Here is a 26,093-nt window from a genome sequence, read left to right as displayed (position 1 = left end):
GTAGAGTGTAACCCTACACGGCCCTTCCCTTGTCTATTACACATACCGCCTAATCACTTTTTTCCCATTAAAACTAAAAATCACATTCCGTTTCTCTACCATCGTCTCCATATGAACCGCCTTTCCCCAAAGAGCATAGACGTGCGGCAATGTTTTCTCTAGATACTTTACATCTAATTCTACTCCCTCAAATCGATGAGCGAGTAATAGCTCCCCACTATTTTGATAATCCCCGTCTTTCACCAGAATAACAGGGCTCCCCCCATTAATCCGGCTCGCTACTAGCTGTTCACGCACATTTTCCCATGCCGTATCCGTAACAATCCATTCATTCCCTTTCTTCTCGTATACATATAAGTCCAAGTCCTCTACTAATTTCTTTGTTAGATAGTTTCGTATAAAAGAAAGATCCGAATCAAGCTCCCTGACTTCAAAGATTTTCTTACGCCCACTCCCCGGAACTCTTCTATATAAATCTTGTTCTTCTTTCGTTGGATGGTCCCATCTCTCTTCAATATCTTCAAACATCTTCAATCCCAAATAGTACGGATTCAACGAAGTGGAAGAAGGTTGGATCACAGAAGCATTTAGCTTAGCAAATTCAATGGTCTCTGCTTCACTTAGGTCTAACTCTCGCATAATCCGAATATGCCAGTAGGACGCCCATCCTTCGTTCATCACTTTGGTTTCAATCTGTGGCCAGAAGTACAGCATCTCTTCCCGCATGATTGTTAAGATATCCTGCTGCCATTCGGACAGGTCTGGGCTATGGTTCATGAGGAATAATAGAAGATCTTTTTGTGGATGCTCAGGAAATGTTTTTTTCGCTGGTTCATTTGTGGAAGGTTTAGCTGGTAACTTAGGAGAGTCCAGATTCCACAGATCGTCATACGGAGTCATCTTACTAGGTGGCTTTTCTTTCAGCTGGGGTGGCTTTCGTGTCGCTTTCCATAATGTGGGGTCTATATGCTCTTGAATCGCTAAGACATGATCGATAAAAGTCTCCACTTCCTCTTTGCCATAGCGAAACTCATATTCACGAATTCTCTCGGAGCTAGCAGACATCCTCTCCATCATGTCTCTGGATGTATTGCCAAAGCGAACGTTGTTCTTGAAAAAGTCACTATGCGCGAGGACATGCGCTACAATCAGCTTATTTTGAAGCAAGCTGTTTCCTTTTAATAAGAAGGCATAGCATGGATTTGTATTAATCACCAATTCATAGATCTTACTTAGATTAAAGTCATATTGCGTCTTCATCTTGTGATACATCTTACCGAAGCTCCAGTGGGAAAAGCGCGTTGGCATCCCATACGCTCCAAATGTATAAATAATGTCTGCTGGACAAATCTCATATCTCATCGGAAAGAAATCAAGTCCAAACCCTTCTGCGATTTCCGTTATCTCTGCAATTGCCTTTTCAAGAGCTTGTTTTTCATGAGTCATCAGCAATCGATCCCTTTCCATGTAGGTTTTATACCGCATATCAGGTCTATCGATCTTATCAGCACACACCAGTATCTTTCTAAATATTATAACAAAAACAGAACATTCTTGACATACAGAACCAATCTCTTTCTTACCAAAAAGTTAACATTGACATCAAAAAAGACGAGGAGTATAATTTCCGTGTCGTCTAGACAATTTTATATTTTGTCTCTATTAGGTGAGGCTCCTATACGGAGAGACGCTACTGCCCAGCAATGTCGAGAGACGCCAATGGGTCAACAGGAAAGATCGGAGAGAAGGTCTTTCTTAATGTAGCTGGTCATGAAGACCTATGCCGTATAGTGCCAAAGCTCAAATGAGGGGGACAACTAGGGATTAGGTCTATTTGCTATTTTTTTCGTGGCATTTTTAGGGCCCCATCTCTCTTAAAAACCCTCATCAAATGGATTGAGAGTTTTTTTTATTCTATGCCTTTTGTGAGGAGGGGAACTAGATGGACTACACCTTAGTTCAAAATCGGATTCAAACCGTACTCGACACTAGCCCTAATTCGGCCGAGTTATTAGAGGCCATCCAACCGCTACAGCCGTATGATATCTCGCAAATTATCGGTCATTTAGAGGAACCAGCGCAACTTAAATTGATTCCAAGTCTACCTATCCCGATCGCTGCAGAATCACTCGAATACCTAGAACCAGAGGTACAATACAACATCCTACAGCATCTCGACAACTCCGTTTCTTCTTTATTATTGAAACAAATGTCTAGTGATGCAGTAGTAGATACGTTGCTCGCGATCCATCCTTATCAAGCAGAACGCCTCTTGCGCCTGTTGCCAGAAGATTATCGGCAACAAATTAATCAATTGATGTCCTATTCAGAATATACAGCCGGCAGTCTCATGACCGTTGACTATATCTCTGCTAGAGCATACTGGAGCTGTGATCGCACCCTAGAGCATATTCGGAAAGTAGGGCATGAAGCGGAAATCGTCTCTTATATCTATGTCACCAATGTTCGTGGTGAGCTAGTAGGAGTCGCCTCTTTGAAAGAAATGATTTTAGCAAGCCTCGATACGACAATCGGGACCATCGCAACAGCGGAACTCATCTCCGTACCCGCTGAGATGGAGCAAGAAGAAGTAGCGAAAATCTTATCCCGCTATGATTTATATGCACTCCCCGTTGTCGATACCCAGAAACGTCTCGTCGGCATTATCACACACGATGATGTAGTAGACGTATTAGAAGAAGAAGCGACAGAAGACTTCCAAATGCTTGGAGGTAGTCAGCCGCTAGAAGAACCCTACTTCAAAGCAACCGTCTGGAATCTCTACAGCAAACGAATCATATGGCTACTCATTTTATTTATAGGGGGAGCCTACACATCGAATGTAATCGAATCCTATCAGTCCGCTATGCACCAAGTGGTAGCCTTATCCTTTTTCATCCCACTTCTTACCGGCACCGGAGGAAATACAGGTTCCCAAATTGTCTCTACTCTCGTGCGTGCACTTGGAGTCGGAGAAGTCCAATTTTCAGATGTGTTTCGGGTTATGCGTAAAGAGTTAATCACGGGTGCTCTTATTGGCTCCTCGATTGGCGTCATCGCTTTAGTCCGGGCATGGATGATGGGTGTAGATCTCAATGTCACATATGTCGTTTCGATCTCTGCCTTATGTATCGTGCTTTGGTCATCACTTGTATCATCCTTTTTGCCACTCATGCTCCACCGTCTCAAAATCGATCCTGCCGTCGTATCGGGCCCGCTCATTACTACTTTAGTAGACGGAACAGGACTTATCATCTACTTCACGATGGCTCAGTTAATTTTGCATATCTAACTCCCATTGATTATTTTTAAAAACGCATAGGAGTGATCTTATGGACAGTTCCAGTCCTAGGTTGCGATCTAAAATGAATACCAGACAATAAATGGAGAATGAACTAGTTGAGAAATTTCTCATCGATCACTAGTCGTTCTCCATTTGCTATTTATAAAAAGATATATCTATTAATTATAATTTTTTAAATAAATTTATTTTTAACTCTTATATAAATTCGTGGTGAATTCTAAACCTTTTGCGTGTATGATATATCTATAGTTACAACATTAAAGAGGAGGCTTACCCTTTTGAAACGTAATTTCCTTACTATTCTCACTGCTATTGGGCTTGTTACCACCACAGTGGTCGGCTGTAGTACCGATGCTGGAGGCAATAACACAATCAAAATCGCAACACAAAGCCCGCTGTCCGGAAGTAGCTCCACCTTAGGGGAAGCAATTAAATTAGGAGCTCAGCTAGCACTGGAAGAAAACCAAGAAAAGTTTAAGAAACTAGGCTTTACTCTAGAGCTTGTCCCATATGATGACCAAGGAGACCCAAAAGTGGGTGTGGCCAACGCGCAAAAATTAGCCGCTGACCAAAGTATCCTCGGGATCGTAGGACACTTAAACTCAGGAGTTGCCATCCCTGCCTCATCTACTTATGAAAACAATTCCATCGCGATGGTTTCACCAGCCAACACAGCTGTTGAATTAACTGAACAAGGGAAAAAATCAGTTAACAGAATCGTGGCACGCGATGATTTCCAAGGACCTGCTGCTTATGGTTTTGCAACAGACAATCTTAAAGCAAAAAATATTTTCATTATTCAAGATAAATCAGCCTATGGACAAGGTCTGGCTGAAAACTTCAAAAAAGTAGCCGAACAAAAACAGGCGAAAATCTCGGCCTATGAAGCCATTACAGTCGGCGAGCAGGACTTTAACGGCGTTTTGAACCAAGTTGCAGCCAAAAAACCGGATCTCATCTACTTTGGTGGACTTTACGGTGAAGGCGGCCTACTTGTCAAACAAGCTCGTGAAAAAGGACTTAATATGCCAGTCATGGGGGGCGACGGATTCGATAGTTCCGATATGGTGAAAATCGCTGGTAAAGGCGTGAAAAACACTTTTTACACATCGGTAGCAGCTGACATCTCCAATACTCCAGAGGGCCAAAATTTCGTGAAGAAATACCAAGCCAAATTTGGTGAGAAGAAAGCAGTTCAATCCTTCTCCTACTATGGATATGACAGTATGGGCGTTATCCTCAAAGGTCTCGAAGACTCCATCACGAAAAATGGCAACAAAAAACCATCGCGTGAGCAAGTGAGAGATGCAATCCGGGCAGTCCAAGACTACCAAGGAATTGCAACCAAAGTAGGCTTTGACGCGAAAGGTGATAACAAATACGCAAAAGTATTCGTCTTCCAATTTGAAGACAAATATCCAGGCAAGCAAGTTGGAGTTATAGAGAAACAGTAGTCCTTTTTCTATGAGGTGAAGGATCAAACCTTCATCTCCTTTTTACAAAAAAACTTATAAAACTATACGTTCTAGAAAGGAATGGACCCTTATGCAAGAGATCCTCTCCACACTACCCCAGGTACTCTTGGACGGTCTGACCCTCGGTGCCATTTATGCAGTTGTCGCGCTTGGATATACCATGGTATATGGAATCTTGGAACTGATCAACTTTGCACACGGTGAGATTTTTATGGCAGGAGCTTTTATCGGAACCGCTCTCTTATTTGGATTTGTAGACATTGGCCTTGCCTTAAACTGGGTAACCTTAGTACTCGTTCTCATTTTTGCTTCTTTATTAACAGGTGTGATAGGTGTCGGGATTGAACGTGTCGCTTATCGTCCCCTCCGAACAGCTCCCAAACTCATTCCTTTGATCTCTGCTGTCGGAATCTCCTTTATCCTTCAAGATGTCGTCCGATTCGTCGCGGAGTATAAAACAGGAAACTACATCGTGACCGGACAAACCATCTTTGAAAACAAGATTGCAATCCCTGCATTTTCGGTAGGTGGGTATGAGGTTCATGCATCCGCTATCAAGTCAAATACACTGATTGTAATCGGAATCGCAGTTCTAATCATGATTGTACTCGATATCTTCGTAAACCGTACCAAATGGGGAATCGCCATGCGTGCCGTGGCTCAAGATCGCGCTACAGCGGCCCTAATGGGGATCAATGTAAACAAAGTAATCTCACTCACCTTTTTTATCGGTTCGGCGATCGGTGGAGCGACAGGCGTTCTCTATGCCCAACAATATGCTACCATTAACCCCTTTATCGGCTTCATCCTTGGATTGAAAGCGTTTACCGCTGCTGTTTTAGGCGGGATTGGAAATATCCGCGGAGCCATGTTTGGTGGACTTTTAATTGGATTATTAGAGGTATTTGCGGCCGCTAACCTAGGTATTCTCACTGGTGGAGCCTTAGGCGCTGAGTATAAAGATGTATTTGCATTTATTATTCTCATACTAGTCCTCATTTTTAAACCTGCAGGCCTCTTCGGCCAAGCAGTAAAAGAGAAAGTGTAGGTGAAAATCATGAAAAAATTAACTTCTCTCTTCTCAAACAGCCGCACTTTCCAGTCGGTTCTCATTCTTCTCATTGTCCTGTGTGCGAGCACCAGCCTCTATCTCATGGATAAATCAGTCACATCCTTTTTACTTTTACTTTGCTCTTTCTTACTTCTGTACTACACAACCTTTTCCAACTGGATCAAATGGGGCGTTGGTGCCCTAATCGCCTTTGCCGTTATTCCAGTTGCTGCTTCTGGCGGTCCTTCCCAGCAAGTTTATATGGAAGTCGCCGTCATGGCTGGAATCTATATCGCGATGGCACTCGGGCTAAATATCGTAGTCGGCTTTGCAGGTTTACTCGATTTAGGATTTGTCGCCTTCTTCGCACTCGGAGCTTATGTGTATGGGATTTTTGCCTCCCCACAAGCACAAGCCCTCTTTCAAAACTCCTCCATTTTCCCACTCGGTGGAGAATCATTTTGGCTCTTTATTATCATAGGAGCACTGGTGGCGGCGTTATTTGGTATTATCTTGGGCGTTCCCGTTTTGCGGGTAAAAGGGGATTATCTAGCCATTGTCACCTTAGGATTTGGTGAGATCATCCGTATCGTATTTAACAACTTGGATAAGCCCGTCAATATTACCAACGGAGCACTCGGTATTTCCGGGATCCCCCAACCCAAGCTATTTGGTTTCACCTTTACACAATCCTCCCACATTTACTTCGTGGTTTTAATTGTCTTAGGATTCGTCATCTACGCCGTTCGACGCTTTGAAGACTCCAAACTAGGGCGCTCATGGAAAGCCATACGAGAAGACGAGATCGCTTCTCAGGCCATGGGAATTCCCCTAGTGAAAACCAAACTATGGGCTTTTGCTCTGGGCGCTTCCTTTTCCGGTATGATGGGCGTTCTCTTTGCCGCAAAAAACCAATTCGTCGATCCTACCAGCTTCACTCTCTTAGAATCCATCACCATCTTAGTGATGGTCATCTTAGGAGGAATGGGCAGCGTTCCCGGCGTCATCTTAGGAGCTGCGATCATCTCCATTCTCAACCTACAAATTTTAACGGAGATTACCTTATTTCTCACCCAAAACCTACATGTACCTGAGGTATTCTCGCCAGCTAAAATGCAACGTCTACTATTCGGGCTCGTCCTCGTCGGGATCGCCATCTACAGGCCCCAAGGACTCATCCCCGCCAAAAACAAAACATACAAAATCGCCGATCTCAAAGCGAAGCTCACACAGAAAAAAGGTAAGTCCAAGGAAACAACTACTTCCATCTAATGTTTGGAGGAATCAATCCATGTCGATGTTAACCGCCACCAGCATTACCAAACACTTCGGCGGCCTCACCGCTGTCAAAGACGTCTCCATCAACTTTGAAAAAGGATCTATCACTGCCGTCATCGGACCAAATGGAGCAGGTAAAACGACATTTTTTAATATGATCACCGGAATCTATTCCCCTGACGGCGGAGAGATCCATCTCGATCAAAAAACAATCACCGGTCTAAAGCCTAATTTCATCGCCGAAAAAGGGATTGCACGCACATTTCAAAACATCCGTTTGTTCAAAGAAATGAGCGTCCTCGAAAACGTAATGGTTGGTATGCATATTCATCTAAATTCCGGCTTCCTCGGCACACTCTTTTCCACACCTAAAGTTCGCGCCGAAGAAGAACAAGCCCGCTATGAAGCGTATTCTCTTCTCGAATATGTCGGCCTAGCTGATTGGGTAAACCATCAAGCAAAAAATCTCCCCTACGGAGCACAGCGCAAGTTAGAGATTGCCCGAGCGCTAGCGACCCATCCCAAAGTCCTACTCCTTGATGAACCGGCCGCTGGGATGAATCCAAAAGAGACCACTGAATTAACCGATCTCATCCTACAAATCCGGGATGATAAACAAATCACCATTATCTTAATCGAACATGATATGAAACTCGTGATGAGAATCTCAGAGCAAATCTATGTGCTAGATCACGGTCAGCTGATCGCACAAGGTGTACCCGAAGAGATCCGAAACAATCCCAATGTCATCGAAGCTTACCTAGGGAAAAGTGCACTTTCAGTATAGAAAAATAGGAAAGGAGACCCTTATGAGTCTACTTCAACTACAATCCATTCGCTCCTTTTATGGCCAGATCCAGGCATTACACGACATATCCCTACACGTTGGGCAAGGAGAAATTGTCACCCTAATCGGTTCCAACGGTGCCGGAAAATCAACCACTCTCAAAGCCATCTGTGGACAAGTGAAAACAACAGGAAAGATTTTATTTGAAGGAAACGAAATTCAAAGCCATCCGCCCCACACCATCGCCGAATTAGGGATTGCTCATGTTCCCGAAGGGCGACGTATCTTCCCCGGACTCACAGTAAAAGAAAACTTGGAGATGGGAGCTTTCCAAGTAAAAGATAAAAAGCAAATTACCGAGCGGATGGAACGAGTTTTCCAATATTTCCCGAGAGTAAAAGAACGACTCTCTCAAAAAGGAGGAACGATGAGCGGCGGGGAACAACAAATGCTTGCCATCGGACGCGGGCTCATGATGAACCCTAAAATTCTCCTACTCGACGAACCTTCTATGGGCCTAGCTCCCGTCGTCGTCGAACAGATTTTTGAGATCATCCAAAAACTAAATCAGACCGGGATGACCATCCTCTTAGTCGAACAAAATGCCTATCAAGCCCTACAAATAGCCGATCGTGGCTACGTCATCCAGACAGGCTCCATCGCTCTACAAGACCATGCCGATGCACTACTTGGAAACGAACAAATCCGAGAAGCATACCTCGCTTAGACGAAGCTCTTAATAAAAAAATAGACTCTCCATAGGGTCTATTTTTTTATTAATTCAATTAAAAAAACAATATTTTTTATTTACTTTCATTACGTAAGTGACTTATGATTAAAGTTGTAACACTATATTCTATTTTACTAGGAGGTTGACCTTTTGGAAGGGGTCATAAGTAACTCACTGTATTTGCTATTCGCTTTATTCCTCGTTTTCCTCAACGGATTCTTCGTTGCTGCTGAATTTGCTATCGTGAAAGTTCGAAGCACTCGAATTGCTCAAGTAGGGCATCGACGCGGTAGACTTGCGCAAAAGGTGCTTGCCAATCTAGATGCATATTTATCAGCCACACAACTAGGTATTACCCTCGCTTCCCTTGGACTTGGTTGGGTAGCAGAGCCAGCTATTGCTAGGCTTCTAAAACCCATGCTCGTACTTTTCCAAACACCCGAATGGTTGATCCACACGATCTCTGTGGCCATTGGATTCTTGATCGTTACCTTCTTACACATTGTAGTAGGTGAGATGGCACCCAAGACACTCGCGATTCGTCAAGCTGAGAAAGTTACCCTGTGGATCGCTACACCGTTACACCTGTTTTACTCTATCTTTCGACCCTTTATTTTTGCCCTCAACGGTTCCGCCAACTGGCTCTTACGTGCAAGTGGAATTGAGATGAATGAACATCACTCTGCCCATACCGAAGAAGAGATTCGCTTGGTTCTCCAGCAGAGCCATAAAAGCGGTTATATTGATAAAACAGAGATGCAGCTATTTGATAATGTATTCGACTTTACTGAGCGGATTGCTCGTGAAGTGATGATCTCCCGAACCCAGATGACCTGTATCTATTCGGAAGATGATTTCGCTACAAACCTAGATATTATCGTCAACTCGACACATACTCGATTTCCGATCTGTGAACAAGACAAAGATCAGATTATCGGGATTATCCATATACGAGATGTATTTGAAGCATTGGCCAAAGGAAAAAAACCCACATTAAAAGATTTATCTCGTCCCGTCTCCTTTGTGCCCGAAACGATGGAGATTAAAGATGTTATGTTTACCTTACAAAAAAATCGCGTTGGGATGGCCATCGTGGTCGATGAATTTGGTGGTACATCAGGTATTATCACCTTAGAGGATATCATGGAAGAGATTTTTGGAGAGATTCAAGATGAGTTTGACCAAGAACTACCCCTATTCCGTAGTACAGGTTCACATACATCGATTGATGCACGCTTGCTATTAGAAGATGTAAATAGACACTTTAAACTAAGAATAGAAGATGAAGATAATGATACAATTGGCGGATGGCTTTTCTCTCAACTACAAGCCATTCCGAACACCGGAGATTCACATGACGCGTTTGGATATACGTTTGAAGTAGAAACCATTGAAAATCGTAGGATCTCACGGATTATGGTGAAGAAGTCGCCTGCTGGTACGGTATCCATACTTGAATAAAGCATAGAAGCCCTTCAGCTACTGTCTGAGGGGCTTTTTCGTGTTAGTCAAGGCTGATACCTAGGCCCCTTATTTCCCACCCAACATAGCCGCTCCTAGGATCGCACCACGCTCAAGCAACTCCGCTGGAACGATTTCAAAGGTACCTTTATAAACAGGTATCGTTTCTTGTTCCACTTGTTTGCGTAGCAAGTCAAAAAATCGTACTCCTGCCTTTGAGACGCCTCCACCTACTACGATTCGCTCTGGATTGAAGATATGGATATAGTTTGCAAAACCCATTCCTAGATAACGAATTACGTTTTCCACAATCTCATTTGCAATGGAGTCTCCCGCTTCCCACGCTTGGAATACATCTTCAGAACGTACCTCTCGATTCTGTTCTTTCGCGTACTGGAAGAAGAGAGCTTGTGGATCCGCTTCTTTAGCCCAGCGAGCGATCGCTGTACCCGAAGCGACGGCCTCTAGGCAACCTTTTCGCCCACATCCGCATGCAAAGCCTTCTGGATCGACAACCATATGCCCCAGCTCCCCAGCAAAGCCTTGCTTGCCTTGGATCGTCTGCCCATTTAGAACGATTCCGCCACCTATACCCGTACTAATAGTAACGAAGAGGAGTGAATCGGCTCCCTTACCTGATCCAAAATGATATTCTCCCCAAGAAGCCGCATTAGCATCGTTGTCAATCTGAACAGAAACGCCAAACTCTTTCGCTAATCTGTCGGCAAGTGGAAACCCATCCAGACTTGGTATATTGGACAAAGTTAAGATGGTTCCTGTACGAGGATCTGTTAATCCTGGGACCGCAATCCCAATGCCATGAATGGGTTCCTCCCCACTTGCACGCATAATCGCTTGCCTAATCCGCTCATATACGCTTTCGGCCCCTTCATGGGCACCGGTTTCGATTCGAGTTTCATTTGTAATATGCCCACTCTCATCTACACATGCCGCAGCGATCTTAGTCCCGCCTAGATCCACACCGATATAACGTTTCATCCATCATCACCCAGATTCTATATATTGATAAGAAAAAACCAGCATCCACAAATGTAAGTGCTGGTTTCCTCTATGTACTCCAAATTAAGCGTTAACTTCGTCTTTTAACTGCTTACCTGGTTTGAATGCTGGTACTTTTGTAGCTGGAATTTCGATTTCTTCTCCAGTTTGCGGATTGCGGCCTTTACGAGCTGCACGATCGCGCACTTCAAAGTTACCAAAGCCAATCAGTTGAACTTTCTCGCCTGTTGCTAGAGCTTCTGTAATCGCGTTCAATGTAGCATCTACAGCAAGACCTGCATCTTTTTTCGTCAGCTGAGCAACTTCTGCAACTTTATTGATCAATTCGGTTTTGTTCAAGCTTAACCCTCCTAACAATCAAGGACAGCCTTATTAGATAAGGCATTTCTCCTGTCATACCTATATTAGCTAGATTTGTTCAGCCATTCAAGATTTATTTTTAAATAAATATAGGAGAAGGACACCCAGCATCACAAATATCGCTAATGCAGCAAACGTTAACTTCAATAACTTCCCGAGCACAAGGAAGAAGAGAATCACTAATCCGACTACATACCATCTACGTTTTTCCATACGAGCCTCCACTATAAAAAAGTGATTTAAACCAGTCTAGCGTGTCCTTTCTGTTAACAAGGAGGAAAAAAACTTGTAACACGAGGGTTTTTTCGGAATAATAGATATGTACGTTATCCTTTAACGATGCTAATTTTATTATAAGATAGATGATAAGCCATCCGATCTCAGAAAAAGGTGATGCCGATGGAAGGAAGGCTACTAGCTGGGCGATATCAAATACATCATATCCTCGGCACTGGTGGGATGGCAACTGTATACAAAGCCTATGACAAGATTCAAGATCGCACGGTTGCGATCAAGATTATGAATCAACGTCTCATTTATGATCACGAGTATGTCAGACGCTTTGTATGGGAGGCACAAGCCACTGGCCGATTGTCCCATCCAAACATTGTAAATTTGTACGATGCCGGGCAGGAAGGTCCTCTCTACTACATGGTGATGGAATATGTAGAAGGACAAGCACTGCGGCAACTGATCCAGTCCAAGAAACGACTAAGCGCAAAAGAAGCTATGCAAATTGCGATTCAAATTTGTAGTGGCCTTCAACACGCACACAACCATGGCATCATTCATCGCGATATCAAACCACATAATATCATGTGCTCTCCAGGAGGACGATATAAAGTGGCTGACTTTGGAATCGCACGCCTATTACGCAACACGAACAACCTTACTAAGACCGGAACGATCATGGGCTCAATCCACTACTTCTCTCCCGAACAAGCAAGGGGGCATGTAATCGGATTTCCCTCAGATCTATATTCACTTGGTATTGTTATGTATGAGATGGTCACAGGTAAGGTCCCGTTTCACGCCGAGGAGGATATTGCAATTGTATTAAAGCATATCCAAACCCCCGTCCCAGACCCCCGTAAGATCAATCCAGACATCCCAGCTGAGTTCACACAGGTGTTGCGCAAATCGATGGAAAAAGATCCTAAAAAGCGTTTTCAAACAGCTGAAGAAATGAAAAAAGCACTTCAATCGGCTCTGCATGCTACATCCAAGGAGAAAAATCCGACTAGCAGGAGATCAGAGAGCCTTACCAAAACGAGGTCAAACTCAAAAGCCTACTCGATCTCGAATGCAGATCGATCTCGCTCCAATCCACAGGCACCAGCTCAGGCTCAGCAAAGAACGAAATTAGAACTGAGAAGAAAACGTACAGGTGAAGCTCCTAAGAAAAAATGGATCTATCTGATCGGTGCCATTGCCATCGTCATCCTGTTTGGGATTTTATTACAATCATGCCTAAATAGTAATAACCAAGAAAGTAACCATTCAATCGAACAAACAAAACGAACTCTAGTGAGATAAATCGATTCACTAGAGTTCGTTTGTTTCGATATCTATCTATGATCAAAGCTAATAAAAAACAGAAACGAAGTTGCTCGTTTCTGCAGATAGCCAATCCCTTATTTTTCTTCTTTCTTGGAACCCAATGAGAGTACTAATTTTAATACTAAACCAACAATTGCACATGTAAAGAACCAATTGGAGTATGGTTGTAACCCTTCAATTACGTATCTGGACAGTAAGTATGTCACAAATGAAAGTACAAAAATAACCTCCGCTACACGGATCACTTTTTTCATTCTGATCACTCCTCATGATATTAAGATGATGTAGGCTCAACATTTTTTCGGTAAGAAACTAGATAAGCCCATACAATGACGATCCCCATAAGCAACCATTTGACATAAATGAAGTTGAACCATATGAGCCAAGGGATCTCAATCGATAAACAAGTCAATATACAAAAAAAGCTAACTTTCATTTTTTGCCCCGTTTTCAACTTGCCTTTGGGTACCTTTACAACCAACGTCGCTATATACAAACAAACTAATAGCAAAATCGGATCAAGCAACTGACTTGGGTTTAGCATCCCTGAGAGAATCTCGACTGCGAAAAATAGCAATCCTAATAGGAAGACAAAAAGGCCGTGTATAATATTTAAACCTAAGCGGTCTAATCTATTTGCAATGGGATAATCCTGTAAGTTGTTCTTCTCTTCCAACTGGTAATCCACACGTAGATTATTAAATGAAAAATAGACAATCATAAAAGAAGGATACAACAAATCAAAATGATCTTTCGAACCAGATTTTCCTAAAAATATGTAAGAAACAGATTTAACAAAAAATAAAATGATTCCAATGCCTAACAGCTTACTAAGATACTCTTCACTCCGCAAGAGACGAAGCAAGTGAATTTTTAAAGCAGGACCCAATAGGCTTTTATGTGGGAATAGAGAGGACCAGAACCCTACTACTCTTGCCGGGACTTTTAGCCTAGAACTACTTGTGTGAGCACTCTCTACTAGACATCGCTGTACCATGTAAGGATAAAACACTAACATGAGTATACTCAGAAAAACGAGGATCATGTCTACAAATAACATGACGCTATCCATCGAGAAACTCACATGAAATCGATTCCACACATTATAAATAATAATAAGAAAAGCAAAAAAGAACGATTTAAAAATGAGTGGGGAGAGATTTGTGCCCTTCCGAAACATATTATAAATGCTCAGCGAGGACCATACGAAATTCATTAACTGAATCCGAACAAGTAGCATCACGACCTGCATAAAGTTTGCATCAAAATAAAGCAAGACCGAAGCCGCCAGAAGAGAGTCGATGATAATAAAGATCAATGAATTGCTATTACACGAAACATAATACCAAAAAAAGCGATGTACCGAAACCGGCATCGACTTGGCAAAGCTAATCGTTGTAGATGTACTTTCATACACATGGGTTGTTACAAAGTAATAGGACAGCTGTAAGAAAAACAAACTAAAAAAATAGATGATAATAGCGCTTTTCGTTCCAAAAAAATGAACCAAACAAGTTAATCCAATCGCTACAATGAAACAGAACACAATTTGTTCGATCCATGCCTGCGTTTTACTTCTATTCTCTGTTTCATTCGCCTTATTCCATATCGCTCTATAAATCGATAAAGTTACCATTTCCTACTCCCAATCCCCTCATGCTGTTATGCTCATAGCAGGAATAATTTCTCCATTCTCTAGAGAGAATGTCTCATCTACAAAATCAGCGTGATGCATAATGTGAGTGGTGAACAAGGTAGTAAGACCTGAATCTTTTCGTTGTTGAAAGGACTTTTGAACATACTTTACTGTATCAGCATCAAGCCCTTCAAAAATCTCATCACACACTAATAAGGCTGGTTGATATAACAAGCAACCTATCAGTTGAATTTTTTTCTTCGTTCCAAAAGATAATTCCTTAATTAAATGATTCAGTTCATGGGTTACTCGTAACTGCTCCGCAAGCTCTGTAATTCTAGTTTGAGGGACACTCAACTGATAAATATCGATAATAAAACGAAAATATTCATTCGGTGTTAAAATATCCATAAATTCGTGTCGATCCGATGAGATGAATCCTGTGTTTTTACGTAAAAAAACGCGATCCCTAATACTCTTTCCTAAAATCGCAACTTCCCCTTGTTCTACACTTTGATAACCTAATAGACAACTAAGAAAAACGGTCTTCCCTATGCCATTACTTCCTCTTATGACTGCTGTGGTTCCTTTTTTAAGCGTAAAGTTTATATCCTTTAATACCGCTTTTTCACCAAATGACTTGGATAATCCACGTACATCGACTGCAAGTTCAACATTGGACATAGTGAAAATTCACCTCTAGAGTGTTTAGGGATAAAGATAAAGGGTATTTATCTTTATAATATCATGAAAAGGGAACTCAGTTTTCTACACTAAGTCGAAGGAGTGTAAAATTGAGTTTCTTTTTATTAGAGCAAACCTGCTTTTTGTAGTGCATCATAAATGATACCTAGAGTACTTGTGTGCTCGACTAGCCACCAAACAAATGACCAGAATCCTTTATCCCAAGCAGCTTTTGCTGAGTTATAAACGCTTCCAGCGCCTTTCTTAATTGCGTCCCAGGCTTTAGGACCATGTTTCTTAATTGCATTTGCAATTGCTTTTGCTTTTGATAACCAACCCATTATATATCTACCTCCATATGTTTATATCCCTTTATCTTTATCCACATATAAATTATAGAGTATATAGTATATAGGCTCAATTTCGTTTTTCCGAAGAAATTGATAATTATATATTAACAAATGATTCGCTTTTGTTTTAACTTGCAAATCCACTCCGAAAAGCACCAGCCACTATCCCAATTTTGGTAGAAACACCCATCTTTTTTGCAATACCTTGGATACGGTACTCAATCATTCGCTGTGAGCAATGTAGCTCTCTTGCAATCTCTTTATTTGGCATTTCTTGTATAATCATCTGAATAATCTTACACTCTAGCTCACTAAATTCCATCGGCTTCATGTCAGATAACATTAGTCCACCTCGCCATTTATTCTGAAAATCATATAACAATATTAGAAAATGCAAAAATACCTGTCAACATCTATTATGAATCATTATTCATCTATAGACAAGCCCTTCCAAACAAATCGTTTAGAAGGGCTTCATACATTCCTATTTAATTAGATGAAACTTCTTTTTTCTTCTCTTTGGAACCTTGATACCAAAATAATGGGAGCCCTACTAAAGTAAGTAGAATCGATAGCAAGCTATCCATCGGCTTTTCCCACAGTGTGCTAAATACGACAAACAGAGAACCAAGTATCGACACTAACGGAATAAATGGATACCAAGGTACACGATATTCTCCTGGCTTCATTTCACTCCCCTTGCGTAAGCGGAATACCGCCACCAGGGCAAAAATATAGAAGGTAAAAATCGAGAACGTAGCTATATCACTTAAGCGATTTGAATCTAGGACACACATAAAAATAATTCCAATCCCAGTAATGAGAAAAATAGAATTCACTGGAGTCCCAAAACGCTTCGAAACATACGCAAATACAGAGGAAAAAGGTAATTGTTTTCGAGTCGCCATTGCATAAGGTACACGTGGCATACTTAAAATTTTTCCATTTAAGCTACCAAAGATGGATACCAAAATTCCAATACTTAGTAGCTTACCGCCAAAGTCTCCAAATAAGATGGTGGATGCTGTTCCAGCAGCGTTTTCACCTAGAGATACCACTTGATCTGCAGGAAGTACATGCAAAATCGCAATGTTAATTAACATATAAGCGGCCATAATGAGCAAGAGCCCTGCCGTAATAGCCCTTGGTAATACTTTTGCAGGATTTTTCACTTCTCCCGCAACCGAACCAACTAAGATCCAACCATCATACGCAAATAGAGTAGCAAGTACCGCTGAAGAGAAGCTAAATTCTTGGCTTGATTTAAATAAAACATTTAGAACTTGAGAATCTCCATACCATAATCCAAATACTGTAATCAAGAAAACGGGGATCAGTTTACCAAAAGTAGTAAGAGTTTGGATCCACCCGCCAAAACGAGCTCCTAGCAAGTTCATCCCCGTTAAAAACAGAACCGTGATAATCCCGACAACCGTCTGCCAACTTTCAGGCCATGAGAAAAAGTGAACTAACAACGATCCGAAGTACAATCCCAAGGCTCCAATGAGTGCAGGCCCATAGATAACCGTTTGCATCCATCCACTTAGAAATCCTAAAGTCGATCCATATACTTCTTCAATATAGGTATATAGTCCACCCGTTTTCGGGATTTTTACAGCTAATTCAGCAATGGTAAGACCTGATGCAATCGTAATAATTCCACCAAATAGCCATGCTAACAATGCAATAGTTGAATCTCCTGTATATCCTAAAACCACGCCTGGTTTTAGAAATACACCAGAACCAATTACGCATCCTACTACAATAGAAAAAGCATGAATAAATCCTAATTCTCTCCGCAACCCATTCTGTTGCTGCATCTAATTCCCATTCCCTTCTATTTTTATCATTTTATCGGACTAAAGCAATTAGAAATAAATGTATCAGCCACGAATGATTTAGTCAATAGTTCTCAAATAGTAGGATTATTTATAAAAATAAAAACAACCATTTAAAGGTTGTTTTTATTTTTATACCAATATATTGATCTATTTTCGATAAAAGAAACCAAGATAATCTTGCTAGATTAATATTACTTGCCTTTACTACTCTCAAGCGAAACTCGTTGTAAGCGCAACGCATTTAAAACAACCGAAACCGAACTAAATGCCATCGCCGCTCCTGCTAGCCATGGCGCTAACAAACCCAGTGCCGCAATCGGAATTCCAAGCATGTTATAGGCAAGTGCCCAAAACAGATTTTGCTTGATATTTAACATCGTTTTTCGGCTCATCATCATCGCATCGGCCACACTACCCAAGTCACCCCGAATTAAGGTAATATCGGCCGCTTCCATCGCAACATCTGTACCCGTTCCAATGGCCATACCTACTTCTGCCGTTACCAGTGCAGGAGCATCATTAATCCCATCCCCCACCATCGCAACTTTACGGCCAGTTTCTTGAAGCTTCTTTACTACATCAGCCTTACCTTCAGGGAGTACTTCCGCCATCACGCGATCCATTTCAACCTGATCCGCGATCGCCTGTGCCGTACGCTGATTATCTCCTGTTACCATAATCACTTCTAAATGAAGCTCTTTTAAACGTCGAATCGCTTCGAGTGAAGTAGGCTTAACCGTATCCGCCACTGCAATCAATCCCGCATACTGGCATCTAATCGCAACGATCATCACTGTTTTACCCAGGCTCTCCAAGTTAGACATCGTCGTCTCTTCCGCCTCTTGAAGCGCAATACCATGTTGATTCATCCATCTTCTTGTTCCAATGAGGATTTCTTCCCCTTGGACGAAAGCACGAACTCCATACCCCGGAATCGTTTCAAATTCCTCCGGTCTTCCCAGCTTATACCCCTTCTCTATCACACCTGCCACAATCGCTTCCGCCAAGGGATGTTCCGAATTCCTCTCAGTCGTACCTATCAACGATAAAAACGAATCTTCATTCCATTCATCTGTAAAGATGACATCTGTGAGGACCGGTTTCCCATTTGTAATCGTGCCTGTTTTATCTAACACGACTGTATCAATGGACTGGGTAGACTCTAGATACTCTCCACCTTTAAACAGAATCCCCATCTCTGCCGCCCTCCCCGAACCAGCCATGATCGAGGTAGGAGTGGCTAATCCTAATGCACACGGGCAAGCGATAACGAGCACAGCGATTGTTTTTTCCAGAGCACCTGCAAATTGATTCGGCTCCACCAGAACATACCAGATCAAAAATGTGATCATAGCGATTCCCACTACAATGGGGACAAACACACCCGAGATTCGATCTGCTATCCGTTGAATAGGCGCTTTGGACCCTTGCGCCTCTTCGACCACTTTAATAATTTGCGCTAAGGCTGTACCCTTTCCAACCTTTGTAGCTTGTATGACCAGCAAACCATTTTTATTTAAAGTAGCTCCAATCACTGTATCGCCAACTCTTTTGTCTATCGGAATACTTTCACCCGTTAACATCGATTCATCAACGGCCGAAATTCCATCTACCACTTCTCCATCAACCGGAATTTTCTCTCCAGGCTTTACGATAACATGGTCGCCAACCACTACTTGCTCCGTAGAAATCAACATCTCCTGCCCATCTCGAATCACACGAGCCGATTTCGCTTGCAGTCCCATCAGTTTCGAAATGGCTTCGGAGGATCTCCCTTTCGCTCTCGCTTCCAACCATTTTCCTAAAATGATTAACGTAATCAACACAGAACTAGTCTCGTAATATAACTCTACATAATCCCCTACATGTGAAAAGCTTATCAAGGTCAGATAGACACTATAAAAATAGGCCGCGGAAGTCCCTAGTGTAACGAGAACATCCATATTAGCACTTTTATGCCTTAGTGCTTTGATCGCACCCATGTAGAAATTCCACCCGAGAATGAATTGGACAGGCGTAGCTAATATAAACTGAAACCACGGATTCATCAAAATATCAGGTGCCCAAATCCACGAAGTAAAGGAAAAATGGCTTACCATCGCCCAAAAAAGCGGAAAAGAGAATATAGCGGCCCAAATAAATCTCCTTCTCTGCTTCTCAGTCTCTTGTAGGCGATTTTCCATCTGCTTTTTATCTTCCTCGTTTACCCTCGCCTGAAAGCCGATTTGTTCAATCTTCTTCATAATTCCCTCTGCTGACACAACGCTTGAAGAATATTCGACTTTGGCTGTCTCTAATGTAAAGTTAACAGCTACACTCTCCACGCCCTCTAATCGACTTAATACCTTCTCAATTCGATTCGCACACGCGGCACACGTCATCCCTGTCACTTGAAACGAGGTTGTTTGCTTGGTCATACTCAAACCTCCCCTCCTATCTTCTATCCCATATAGACATTCTATCCTTTGAACTCAATCCTTCGAGTCAACCCTACATCACATCAAATCCTTGATTTTCGATTGCTTCCTTAATCTGTTCTAGAGTTACCTTTTCTTCATGAAACTCCACTGTTACAGATTTACCCACTAAATCCACGTTCGCCTTTACCTCAATCTTCTCCAATGCCCCTTCAATCGTCTTCACACAATGATTACAAGACATACCCTCTACTTGTAGAATTTGAATCATATTATCTATCTCCTTTATCTTCTTTTTTCATAGATTCCATTATCATACCCTAGCGGTGTACATTACGATTCTATTATACCCCACTAGGGTATGTAAAGTGAAAAACTACACATAAAAAGGACTCCCACATGATAAGTTGCGGGAGTCTTTCTTTTATAAACCTAATTCACATACGTCTCAAACCAAAAATGAAGGAATCCAGCAGTTGTGCGTTGCGCTTCGATCAATCTTTTTCCAGCAGTTGGAGTCACTTCTTCCCGCCACTTTGCGGCATAGGTATCCGAGAAGGTCGCTCTCGTATACCAATCAAAAACTTGTGAATTTAAGATCCCTGGAGCATCCTTTTTCGACTGAACAGCCGCTTTATGTAGCCATCCTTCAACTGTATTTGAGAAATTCCAGTACCCAATATGATCTGTAACCTTGTATTTATCTTTAAAGCTATCTACGAAATCCTCGAACTTAGAATGAAATCCCCATGGCATTGTCGCACTTGTGAAGTTTGATGCATGCATAGGCTGGGTCAAATCTGTCAAGAAATGGAGTGATAACCCCAGATAATAGAAAGCCTGTTTTACATCGTTGCTTCGATATGCCTCTCCCGCCAAATGAAAATACTTAGCCCCTGTTTCTTTAGCTGTTTTCACACCGGGTAGATCAAGATAGCTTTTACCTGTATCCGGATCATAAAAGTGAGAGCTAAACGTTCCAAAATTATTATACGTTACGATATGATCTGCATCATATAAACCTTGTGCCAGATCAGCTTTCCATTTTTTCAAAAGCGATACTTCTTGCGACTGTACTTCGTTACTTCTTGACATAATGTCGATACTACGTGAAACAATCCACAGATGGGAATTTGCTCCCTCCTCGTGTGGATGACCCGTTGACCAATTAGGGTTTATAGAATGAGAAGGATCTACATGCGCTAAAGCTTGAAGCGGAAAAATGGTACTTGCTACTAGAAGTATCGTAACAAAAATGATTCTACCTTTACCCTTCACAAAGCTCTCCCCTTCACTTTTACAATGAACTCTTACAATCTACCTATTTATTATTTGGTAGATTCATCCTCATTATAAACGATTCACAAGAATTAGTTAACTAATCATTCTAAATTAATGAATCGTTAAGGGAGCTTACTCACCCATTCCTTGTCATAAACACTATCCAGATATCTCTCCCCACGATCTGGCAGTACCGTAACCACCCTAGAATGATTCGGCAAACGAGGTACTAGCTTTTGCAGTGCCGCCACAATCGATCCAGATGACCCTCCGGCAAAAATCCTCTCTCGCTCCAACAGCCGATAGCAACCCTCGACTGATTCTCGATCATTTATATGAATCACTTGATCAATCTCATCCGGCGTAAACAACTCGGGTACACGACTGGCACCAATTCCCGGAAGCTCCCGTGGAAGAGAAGGCGTACCGAAGATCACAGATCCGACCGCATCGACTGCAATCACTTTCACATCAGGAAACGTCTCTCTTACTCTGCGCGAAATCCCTAGGATACTCCCCGTCGTGCTCACCGCACAAACCAAATAATCAATTGGGCCATCGATTTGTTTTACAATTTCATTCCCTGTGCCATAATAATGAGCTTGCCAGTTTAGTGGGTTTGCATACTGATTTATCCATGAAGAATTCGGGATTTTTTCTACTAACTCCTGGACCCTACGAATCCGCGTTTGTAGGTATCCACCGTGCTCGTCAGGTTCATGAACCATATCGATCTGGGCTCCAAGACAACCCAGCATATGCAAGTTTGTTTTGGTAATTTTGGGATCCACTACACACGTAAATGGCAACCCATAAAACTGGGCTACCAGCGCAAGGCCGATTCCTAAGTTCCCTGACGTACTTTCAATAAGATGAGTATCCGGTTGAAAAGTACCATCACGAAGGCCTTGTTCAATGATATATCTCGCTGGACGATCCTTCATACTTCCTCCAGGATTTAACATCTCAAGCTTTGCATATAAACAAATATTTGTCTCTTTAAACAGGGAGCACAATCTCACAAGCGGAGTATGGCCAATACCATCAATATAAGAACCCATAATAGGAGGTACCCAATCATCTCCTGATAAGGATTTCATATTATTCACCTCAACAACACCATCCTATTATTGAGAATTTGTTATATGTTAAAAGGTCATCAAAATATGTATATGCAAAAAAATAAAGCGTAGTTGCATGAATACAACTACGCTTTATCCAATTCCCATCTACCTATGCTCCACGCTTTAACGTCTTGAAAGTACTTGTATCCGCCATTCGTTGATCTGCAACGAAAACTTCTCTCCGTCGACTTTGTTTCACTAATAACGTAGCCACCATTAATCCTTCCACTACCAGAACAGCACCTACTATATCTAAGATCACATGTTGTCTAATAAATACGGTCGAAGCAATAATCAAAACTGCCATCACTGCTATCAAGGATTTCATCATGCGAGATACATCAGTTTTCAGCACAGCTCTCATTACCACATAGGTAGTCAGGACATGGATGCTCGGAAAACAGTTATAAGGTGCGTCACTCTGGTAAATCCATTGCAACATTTGGCTTAAAAAGTCATTTCTCTCAACTACAGGACGCGGTACATGCGTTTGATAAATGATATAAATACTATAGCAAATTAATAGTCCGAGATTATATTGCAATAACGTTTCATAATAAACCTTGCGATTTTTAAACATTAAGTAAAGCAATGTAATAAACACAAAAGCATACCAAAACATATAGGGTATCACAAATATTTTTAGTAGAGGGGTTTGTTGATCGAAACTCGTTACTAAACTATATACTTTTTCCTGTGGATGATTCAGATATTGATAGATAAGTCCTAGCAATGGGATCGACAAAATGGAAGCAAGCGCTATTAGATTAGACTTTGTAAATAGTGTTTTCATCATAAATTTGTCCCCCCTCATTGTTGATAAAACAAACGAATCCCGTTTTCTACCACTCTATAGTAAATGGAAACCCTACTAAAAACCATAGGATAATCTTACGCTTAACTTACTATTTTGTAAGATACCTTAAGAACCTGCTACTTTCATAAAGTTAATATAATACTATAATACATCAACAACAAATCTAGTATTGTATACCCAAAAATCAACAAACAAAAAACATCCATTCCTCAAAGTGAGAAACGAATGTTTTTTGTTTTAAAAAATTTTACAGCATTAAACTTCCCCATCATCACCAAAGAAGTCATCAAATCCGCCTGCCATATCTTCCGCACCATCGAAGACCTCGTCCATTACCTCAGCTGCGATCATACCCGCGGCAAAGCCCCCGATAGCGCCCATCGCCGTTTTGCCCATTCCACCGGAGGAATGACTACGATGATGTCCATGATGATGATGACGATGTCCATGGTGCCCATGATGTCCGTGATGGAAATATCCCGAATACCCTTGAGAGTACATACTTGGATCATTCACGATCTCTGTAATCACTTGGTTCAAATACTGGACCAAATCTGAAGTCTGATTTAGCATTTCGTTCGTAAGCCAGATTTCCCGCTTGATCTCTCTTTCTCCAAAGAAAGAGTATAAATCAACCTCTAGAAGCAACCGAATTCCGCCTTCTTCGATCGCGGCTTTAAACTCTACTTCCTGCACTTTATCTCGGAAATAGTTAGTTGGTGCAAACGCAAACTCTTGCATATATCCATCAAATGAACGTGAATCATATTTTTCATGGAAGCCCAGCTGTTGGAAAGCATGAATGACTTGTTGAAGACGGACTGGAGGGTCAATGTGAACAAAATCACGATCCGAAGAATCAACTCCGTCTGCGATGTCTAAACGAGTCTTAAAGAAGTACGCAACCGAAGTGCCCGATACAAGTAAGTTATTCGGCATCGTATATGAAAATGGGAAAGTACGTCTCTCTGAAGGTTGAATATGAAATGTATGATGGAAAGGAAACGTTTGAATCACTTGTTTATACTCATGGCTATCTTTTCGGATACCCACCACGAAATCGATGTCAATCCGGTTGATTTTCTGCTCAACCTCTCCACCTTGAATCATAAGGCTTCCACTAACAGCCTCGCCCAGTGTAAAAGATTGCTTATCCAACACTAAATCAACCTTCGCAGAACCATGACCAAATTTAGCAAGCAAATTTTTAAACATACCATTACCTCCGTCTATGTAGTACCTTCATTCTATCAAAAAGCGAAAACAAGCTATGTAATAGTTTTGTTGAAAATGAGTACAATTTCACATTCAAACTATCCCTAAACGAATCCTTTTAACAATAGACTACGTTTATTGTACATACCACTGGGTTAAATCTCTGAAACATAGTAAAAACTTCCTAAATCCAACACTAAAAAAAGACTTCATCTCCTAGATACACACCGGTTCTATGAAGAAAAAATGAGCCCTCACAATCTCTATTACTTGAGAAGTGAGGGCTTTTTGTTGAAAGCCTATATTCTTTCTAAAAACTCTATCCGATTACCAAATGGATCCTGAACATAAAAACGATTAGCACCTTCTAATGGTTCATCATCTATTACATCGATGTCGTTTTGAATGAGCTGTTCACGCAATCCATCTAAGTTTTTAACCTGAAATGCAGGATGTGCTTTTTGAGCTGGAGAAAAGTCTTTTTGAATTCCAATATGCAGTTGCTGTGTCCCCACCTCAAACCACACTCCCCCTCGCTTCTTCAAATTATCTGGTTTTGGGATTTCATTCATCCCAAGGATATCACTGAAAAAAGCACGAGCTTTCTCTTCACTATCTACTGGTGCAGACAATTGGATATGATCAAACCCTTGAAATTGAAACGCCATATGAGCATCTCCTTCCTAACTCTTCATAACATATACTAGAAAACGGTTTTTGTAACAAGTAAGCCTACTCCTAAACCAAATGCAAAATAGACTATTGCTTTGACATAGACCATTATTCTCATCATTGACTCGTAACCTCTAGGAAGCGGTCCTCCAAAGATTTCGCTTTGCTTTGAATGCCATATATACGTACTCCATTGTGAAGGAGAAAACTACTTACTTCCGAAATCTCTTCTCTATTAATAGAGAGGACGAGTCCATTATCTTTTATGGCCACCTGACTATTCGGAAACTGCTCTCTCACGTGGCGCTCTGCAAGATCAAGCGGTTCTACTTGGAACGTAACTTGAGTCTCTTGATTATCCCCATGGATAAACTCATTCATATCCTCTACTTTTACCAGCTTACCTTTTTCCACAATCCCAATTCGATCACACATCAGTTCCATCTCACTTAGTAAATGGCTCGAAACAATCACAGCTATATCCTCTTCACGAGCCAATTTCCGGAGATAATCACGTAATTCGCGAATTCCTGCTGGATCGAGTCCATTAGTAGGCTCATCCAAGATTAGAACAGATGGATGATGAAGAAGTGCCTGGGCCAATCCCAGACGTTGCCTCATACCGAGCGAATACGTCTTTACCTTATTATGAATCGCATTCTCTAGACCGACCAATTTCACGATTTCATCAATACGGCTGTCTGTGGCGCTCACCATACGAGCATATTGCTTTAAATTTTGATATCCAGATAAGAACTTATACATATCCGGATTTTCTACAATGGCCCCAACCTTGGAAACGGCCTTCTCGAAATTATTCTGAATACTGTTACCATCAATGATGGCATCTCCAGCTGAAGCCGAGGTGAGACCTACCATCATCCGAATCGTTGTTGTTTTTCCGGCTCCATTTGGTCCTAGAAAACCAAAGACTTCACCTGGATAGATATCAAATGTTAAACCTTTAATGATTTCTTTTCCTTTTATTACCTTCTTCAAGTCTTTTATCTGTACAATTGCTTTTTTCATA

At 41.6% G+C, this 26,093-nt stretch carries 26 protein-coding genes and 1 riboswitch; of the genes, 8 read left to right on the top strand and 18 right to left on the bottom strand.

All coding sequences use genetic code 11. The annotated features are described in order from the left end of the window. Positions 1–36: 36 nt before the first annotated feature. Positions 37–1,446 (bottom strand): SpoVR family protein, encoded by a 1,410-nt coding sequence (locus EDD57_RS07270; protein ID WP_207896808.1) that lies wholly within the window; start codon positions 1,444–1,446, stop codon positions 37–39. A gap of 205 nt (positions 1,447–1,651) precedes the next feature. Then, positions 1,652–1,819, top strand: a riboswitch (M-box (ykoK) riboswitch). 123 nt (positions 1,820–1,942) lie between these two features. On the opposite strand from EDD57_RS07270, the gene mgtE reads away from it, so the two are divergent. From mgtE to EDD57_RS07235, 7 genes are all read left to right on the top strand, one after another. Further along, positions 1,943–3,292: a magnesium transporter gene (mgtE, locus tag EDD57_RS07265; protein WP_131848792.1), complete on the top strand. Its 1,350-nt coding sequence runs from the start codon at positions 1,943–1,945 to the stop codon at positions 3,290–3,292. Between the two features lie 290 nt (positions 3,293–3,582). After that, positions 3,583–4,758 carry a branched-chain amino acid ABC transporter substrate-binding protein gene (locus EDD57_RS07260; protein WP_131848791.1) on the top strand — a complete coding sequence of 392 codons (1,176 nt, stop codon included), beginning with the start codon at positions 3,583–3,585 and terminating at the stop codon, positions 4,756–4,758. 91 nt (positions 4,759–4,849) lie between these two features. Continuing rightward, positions 4,850–5,827 (top strand): branched-chain amino acid ABC transporter permease, encoded by a 978-nt coding sequence (locus EDD57_RS07255; RefSeq protein WP_131848790.1) that lies wholly within the window; start codon positions 4,850–4,852, stop codon positions 5,825–5,827. A 9-nt stretch (positions 5,828–5,836) separates the two neighbouring features. After that, on the top strand, positions 5,837–7,102 hold the full coding sequence (locus EDD57_RS07250) for a branched-chain amino acid ABC transporter permease (RefSeq protein WP_131848789.1): 1,266 nt from the start codon (positions 5,837–5,839) through the stop codon (positions 7,100–7,102). 19 nt (positions 7,103–7,121) lie between these two features. Next, entirely contained in the window at positions 7,122–7,895 is a 774-nt protein-coding gene (locus tag EDD57_RS07245) for an ABC transporter ATP-binding protein (RefSeq protein ID WP_131848788.1), read from the top strand. 22 nt (positions 7,896–7,917) lie between these two features. Next, positions 7,918–8,622: an ABC transporter ATP-binding protein gene (locus EDD57_RS07240; protein WP_131848787.1), complete on the top strand. Its 705-nt coding sequence runs from the start codon at positions 7,918–7,920 to the stop codon at positions 8,620–8,622. Positions 8,623–8,775: 153 nt separating this feature from the next. After that, positions 8,776–10,086: a hemolysin family protein gene (locus tag EDD57_RS07235; RefSeq protein WP_243649476.1), complete on the top strand. Its 1,311-nt coding sequence runs from the start codon at positions 8,776–8,778 to the stop codon at positions 10,084–10,086. Between the two features lie 69 nt (positions 10,087–10,155). Here the strand turns inward: EDD57_RS07235 and EDD57_RS07230 are convergent, their stop codons facing one another. The 3 genes from EDD57_RS07230 to EDD57_RS14365 all read right to left on the bottom strand — a co-directional run bounded on the left by EDD57_RS07230 (position 10,156) and on the right by EDD57_RS14365 (position 11,679). Continuing rightward, positions 10,156–11,085, bottom strand: a complete 930-nt coding sequence (locus EDD57_RS07230; protein ID WP_131848786.1) for an ROK family protein — start codon at positions 11,083–11,085, stop codon at positions 10,156–10,158. Positions 11,086–11,169: 84 nt separating this feature from the next. Beyond that, entirely contained in the window at positions 11,170–11,445 is a 276-nt protein-coding gene (locus EDD57_RS07225; RefSeq protein ID WP_093292482.1) for an HU family DNA-binding protein, read from the bottom strand. Between the two features lie 87 nt (positions 11,446–11,532). After that, positions 11,533–11,679 carry a hypothetical protein gene (locus EDD57_RS14365; protein ID WP_165873702.1) on the bottom strand — a complete coding sequence of 49 codons (147 nt, stop codon included), beginning with the start codon at positions 11,677–11,679 and terminating at the stop codon, positions 11,533–11,535. A 186-nt stretch (positions 11,680–11,865) separates the two neighbouring features. Between EDD57_RS14365 and EDD57_RS07220 the strand changes: the two genes are divergently transcribed. Next, entirely contained in the window at positions 11,866–13,002 is a 1,137-nt protein-coding gene (locus tag EDD57_RS07220) for a protein kinase domain-containing protein (RefSeq protein WP_165873701.1), read from the top strand. A gap of 98 nt (positions 13,003–13,100) precedes the next feature. Here the strand turns inward: EDD57_RS07220 and EDD57_RS07215 are convergent, their stop codons facing one another. The 14 genes from EDD57_RS07215 to EDD57_RS07150 form a co-directional block, all read right to left on the bottom strand. Continuing rightward, complete coding sequence (locus EDD57_RS07215; protein WP_131848784.1) at positions 13,101–13,280, bottom strand: hypothetical protein; 180 nt, start codon at positions 13,278–13,280, stop codon at positions 13,101–13,103. Between the two features lie 20 nt (positions 13,281–13,300). After that, positions 13,301–14,662 carry a hypothetical protein gene (locus EDD57_RS07210; protein ID WP_131848783.1) on the bottom strand — a complete coding sequence of 454 codons (1,362 nt, stop codon included), beginning with the start codon at positions 14,660–14,662 and terminating at the stop codon, positions 13,301–13,303. A gap of 18 nt (positions 14,663–14,680) precedes the next feature. Beyond that, complete coding sequence (locus EDD57_RS07205; protein ID WP_131848782.1) at positions 14,681–15,346, bottom strand: ATP-binding cassette domain-containing protein; 666 nt, start codon at positions 15,344–15,346, stop codon at positions 14,681–14,683. 125 nt (positions 15,347–15,471) lie between these two features. Then, positions 15,472–15,687 carry a hypothetical protein gene (locus EDD57_RS07200; protein ID WP_131848781.1) on the bottom strand — a complete coding sequence of 72 codons (216 nt, stop codon included), beginning with the start codon at positions 15,685–15,687 and terminating at the stop codon, positions 15,472–15,474. A gap of 136 nt (positions 15,688–15,823) precedes the next feature. Next, positions 15,824–16,039 (bottom strand): helix-turn-helix transcriptional regulator, encoded by a 216-nt coding sequence (locus EDD57_RS07195; RefSeq protein WP_243649475.1) that lies wholly within the window; start codon positions 16,037–16,039, stop codon positions 15,824–15,826. 145 nt (positions 16,040–16,184) lie between these two features. Further along, positions 16,185–17,516 (bottom strand): APC family permease, encoded by a 1,332-nt coding sequence (locus EDD57_RS07190; protein WP_131848780.1) that lies wholly within the window; start codon positions 17,514–17,516, stop codon positions 16,185–16,187. A gap of 212 nt (positions 17,517–17,728) precedes the next feature. Then, a complete protein-coding gene (locus tag EDD57_RS07185; protein WP_131848779.1) occupies positions 17,729–19,954 on the bottom strand; it encodes a heavy metal translocating P-type ATPase in 2,226 nt (741 codons plus the stop codon). Positions 19,955–20,027: 73 nt separating this feature from the next. Next, positions 20,028–20,225: a copper ion binding protein gene (locus EDD57_RS07180; protein ID WP_131848778.1), complete on the bottom strand. Its 198-nt coding sequence runs from the start codon at positions 20,223–20,225 to the stop codon at positions 20,028–20,030. Between the two features lie 161 nt (positions 20,226–20,386). Next, positions 20,387–21,232 (bottom strand): phospholipase C, encoded by an 846-nt coding sequence (locus EDD57_RS07175; RefSeq protein WP_243649474.1) that lies wholly within the window; start codon positions 21,230–21,232, stop codon positions 20,387–20,389. Between the two features lie 125 nt (positions 21,233–21,357). Next, positions 21,358–22,335 (bottom strand): 2,3-diaminopropionate biosynthesis protein SbnA, encoded by a 978-nt coding sequence (sbnA, locus tag EDD57_RS07170; RefSeq protein WP_243649478.1) that lies wholly within the window; start codon positions 22,333–22,335, stop codon positions 21,358–21,360. 133 nt (positions 22,336–22,468) lie between these two features. After that, positions 22,469–23,155, bottom strand: coding sequence for a phosphatase PAP2 family protein (locus tag EDD57_RS07165; RefSeq protein ID WP_165873700.1), 687 nt, complete (start codon positions 23,153–23,155; stop codon positions 22,469–22,471). Between the two features lie 276 nt (positions 23,156–23,431). After that, the gene (locus EDD57_RS07160; RefSeq protein WP_131848776.1) at positions 23,432–24,391 is read right to left on the bottom strand and encodes a sporulation protein; all 960 of its coding nucleotides are present in this window, start codon (positions 24,389–24,391) and stop codon (positions 23,432–23,434) included. A gap of 299 nt (positions 24,392–24,690) precedes the next feature. After that, positions 24,691–25,059 (bottom strand): VOC family protein, encoded by a 369-nt coding sequence (locus EDD57_RS07155; RefSeq protein WP_131848775.1) that lies wholly within the window; start codon positions 25,057–25,059, stop codon positions 24,691–24,693. A 121-nt stretch (positions 25,060–25,180) separates the two neighbouring features. Continuing rightward, positions 25,181–26,092, bottom strand: coding sequence for an ABC transporter ATP-binding protein (locus tag EDD57_RS07150; protein ID WP_131848774.1), 912 nt, complete (start codon positions 26,090–26,092; stop codon positions 25,181–25,183). Position 26,093: the final 1 nt, after the last annotated feature.

Origin of the sequence: Baia soyae (genome assembly GCF_004341445.1) — a bacterium.
Taxonomy (GTDB): domain Bacteria; phylum Bacillota; class Bacilli; order Thermoactinomycetales; family Thermoactinomycetaceae; genus Baia; species Baia soyae.
This window is presented reverse-complemented; position numbering and strand designations above follow the sequence as displayed.

Excerpts from the sequence above, each read along its gene's own strand:
- EDD57_RS07270 (WP_207896808.1), bottom strand. The coding sequence starts at position 1,446 with ATGACTCATGAAAAACAAGCTCTTGAAAAGGCAATTGCAGAGATAACG.
- mgtE (WP_131848792.1), top strand. The coding sequence starts at position 1,943 with ATGGACTACACCTTAGTTCAAAATCGGATTCAAACCGTACTCGACACT.
- EDD57_RS07255 (WP_131848790.1), top strand. The coding sequence starts at position 4,850 with ATGCAAGAGATCCTCTCCACACTACCCCAGGTACTCTTGGACGGTCTG.
- EDD57_RS07250 (WP_131848789.1), top strand. The coding sequence starts at position 5,837 with ATGAAAAAATTAACTTCTCTCTTCTCAAACAGCCGCACTTTCCAGTCG.
- EDD57_RS07245 (WP_131848788.1), top strand. The coding sequence starts at position 7,122 with ATGTCGATGTTAACCGCCACCAGCATTACCAAACACTTCGGCGGCCTC.
- EDD57_RS07240 (WP_131848787.1), top strand. The coding sequence starts at position 7,918 with ATGAGTCTACTTCAACTACAATCCATTCGCTCCTTTTATGGCCAGATC.
- EDD57_RS07230 (WP_131848786.1), bottom strand. The coding sequence starts at position 11,085 with ATGAAACGTTATATCGGTGTGGATCTAGGCGGGACTAAGATCGCTGCG.
- EDD57_RS14365 (WP_165873702.1), bottom strand. The coding sequence starts at position 11,679 with ATGGAAAAACGTAGATGGTATGTAGTCGGATTAGTGATTCTCTTCTTC.
- EDD57_RS07220 (WP_165873701.1), top strand. The coding sequence starts at position 11,866 with ATGGAAGGAAGGCTACTAGCTGGGCGATATCAAATACATCATATCCTC.
- EDD57_RS07215 (WP_131848784.1), bottom strand. The coding sequence starts at position 13,280 with ATGAAAAAAGTGATCCGTGTAGCGGAGGTTATTTTTGTACTTTCATTT.
- EDD57_RS07210 (WP_131848783.1), bottom strand. The coding sequence starts at position 14,662 with ATGGTAACTTTATCGATTTATAGAGCGATATGGAATAAGGCGAATGAA.
- EDD57_RS07205 (WP_131848782.1), bottom strand. The coding sequence starts at position 15,346 with ATGTCCAATGTTGAACTTGCAGTCGATGTACGTGGATTATCCAAGTCA.
- EDD57_RS07200 (WP_131848781.1), bottom strand. The coding sequence starts at position 15,687 with ATGGGTTGGTTATCAAAAGCAAAAGCAATTGCAAATGCAATTAAGAAA.
- EDD57_RS07195 (WP_243649475.1), bottom strand. The coding sequence starts at position 16,039 with ATGTTATCTGACATGAAGCCGATGGAATTTAGTGAGCTAGAGTGTAAG.
- EDD57_RS07190 (WP_131848780.1), bottom strand. The coding sequence starts at position 17,516 with ATGCAGCAACAGAATGGGTTGCGGAGAGAATTAGGATTTATTCATGCT.
- EDD57_RS07185 (WP_131848779.1), bottom strand. The coding sequence starts at position 19,954 with ATGACCAAGCAAACAACCTCGTTTCAAGTGACAGGGATGACGTGTGCC.
- EDD57_RS07180 (WP_131848778.1), bottom strand. The coding sequence starts at position 20,225 with ATGATTCAAATTCTACAAGTAGAGGGTATGTCTTGTAATCATTGTGTG.
- sbnA (WP_243649478.1), bottom strand. The coding sequence starts at position 22,335 with ATGAAATCCTTATCAGGAGATGATTGGGTACCTCCTATTATGGGTTCT.
- EDD57_RS07165 (WP_165873700.1), bottom strand. The coding sequence starts at position 23,155 with ATGATGAAAACACTATTTACAAAGTCTAATCTAATAGCGCTTGCTTCC.
- EDD57_RS07160 (WP_131848776.1), bottom strand. The coding sequence starts at position 24,391 with ATGTTTAAAAATTTGCTTGCTAAATTTGGTCATGGTTCTGCGAAGGTT.
- EDD57_RS07155 (WP_131848775.1), bottom strand. The coding sequence starts at position 25,059 with ATGGCGTTTCAATTTCAAGGGTTTGATCATATCCAATTGTCTGCACCA.
- EDD57_RS07150 (WP_131848774.1), bottom strand. The coding sequence starts at position 26,092 with ATGAAAAAAGCAATTGTACAGATAAAAGACTTGAAGAAGGTAATAAAA.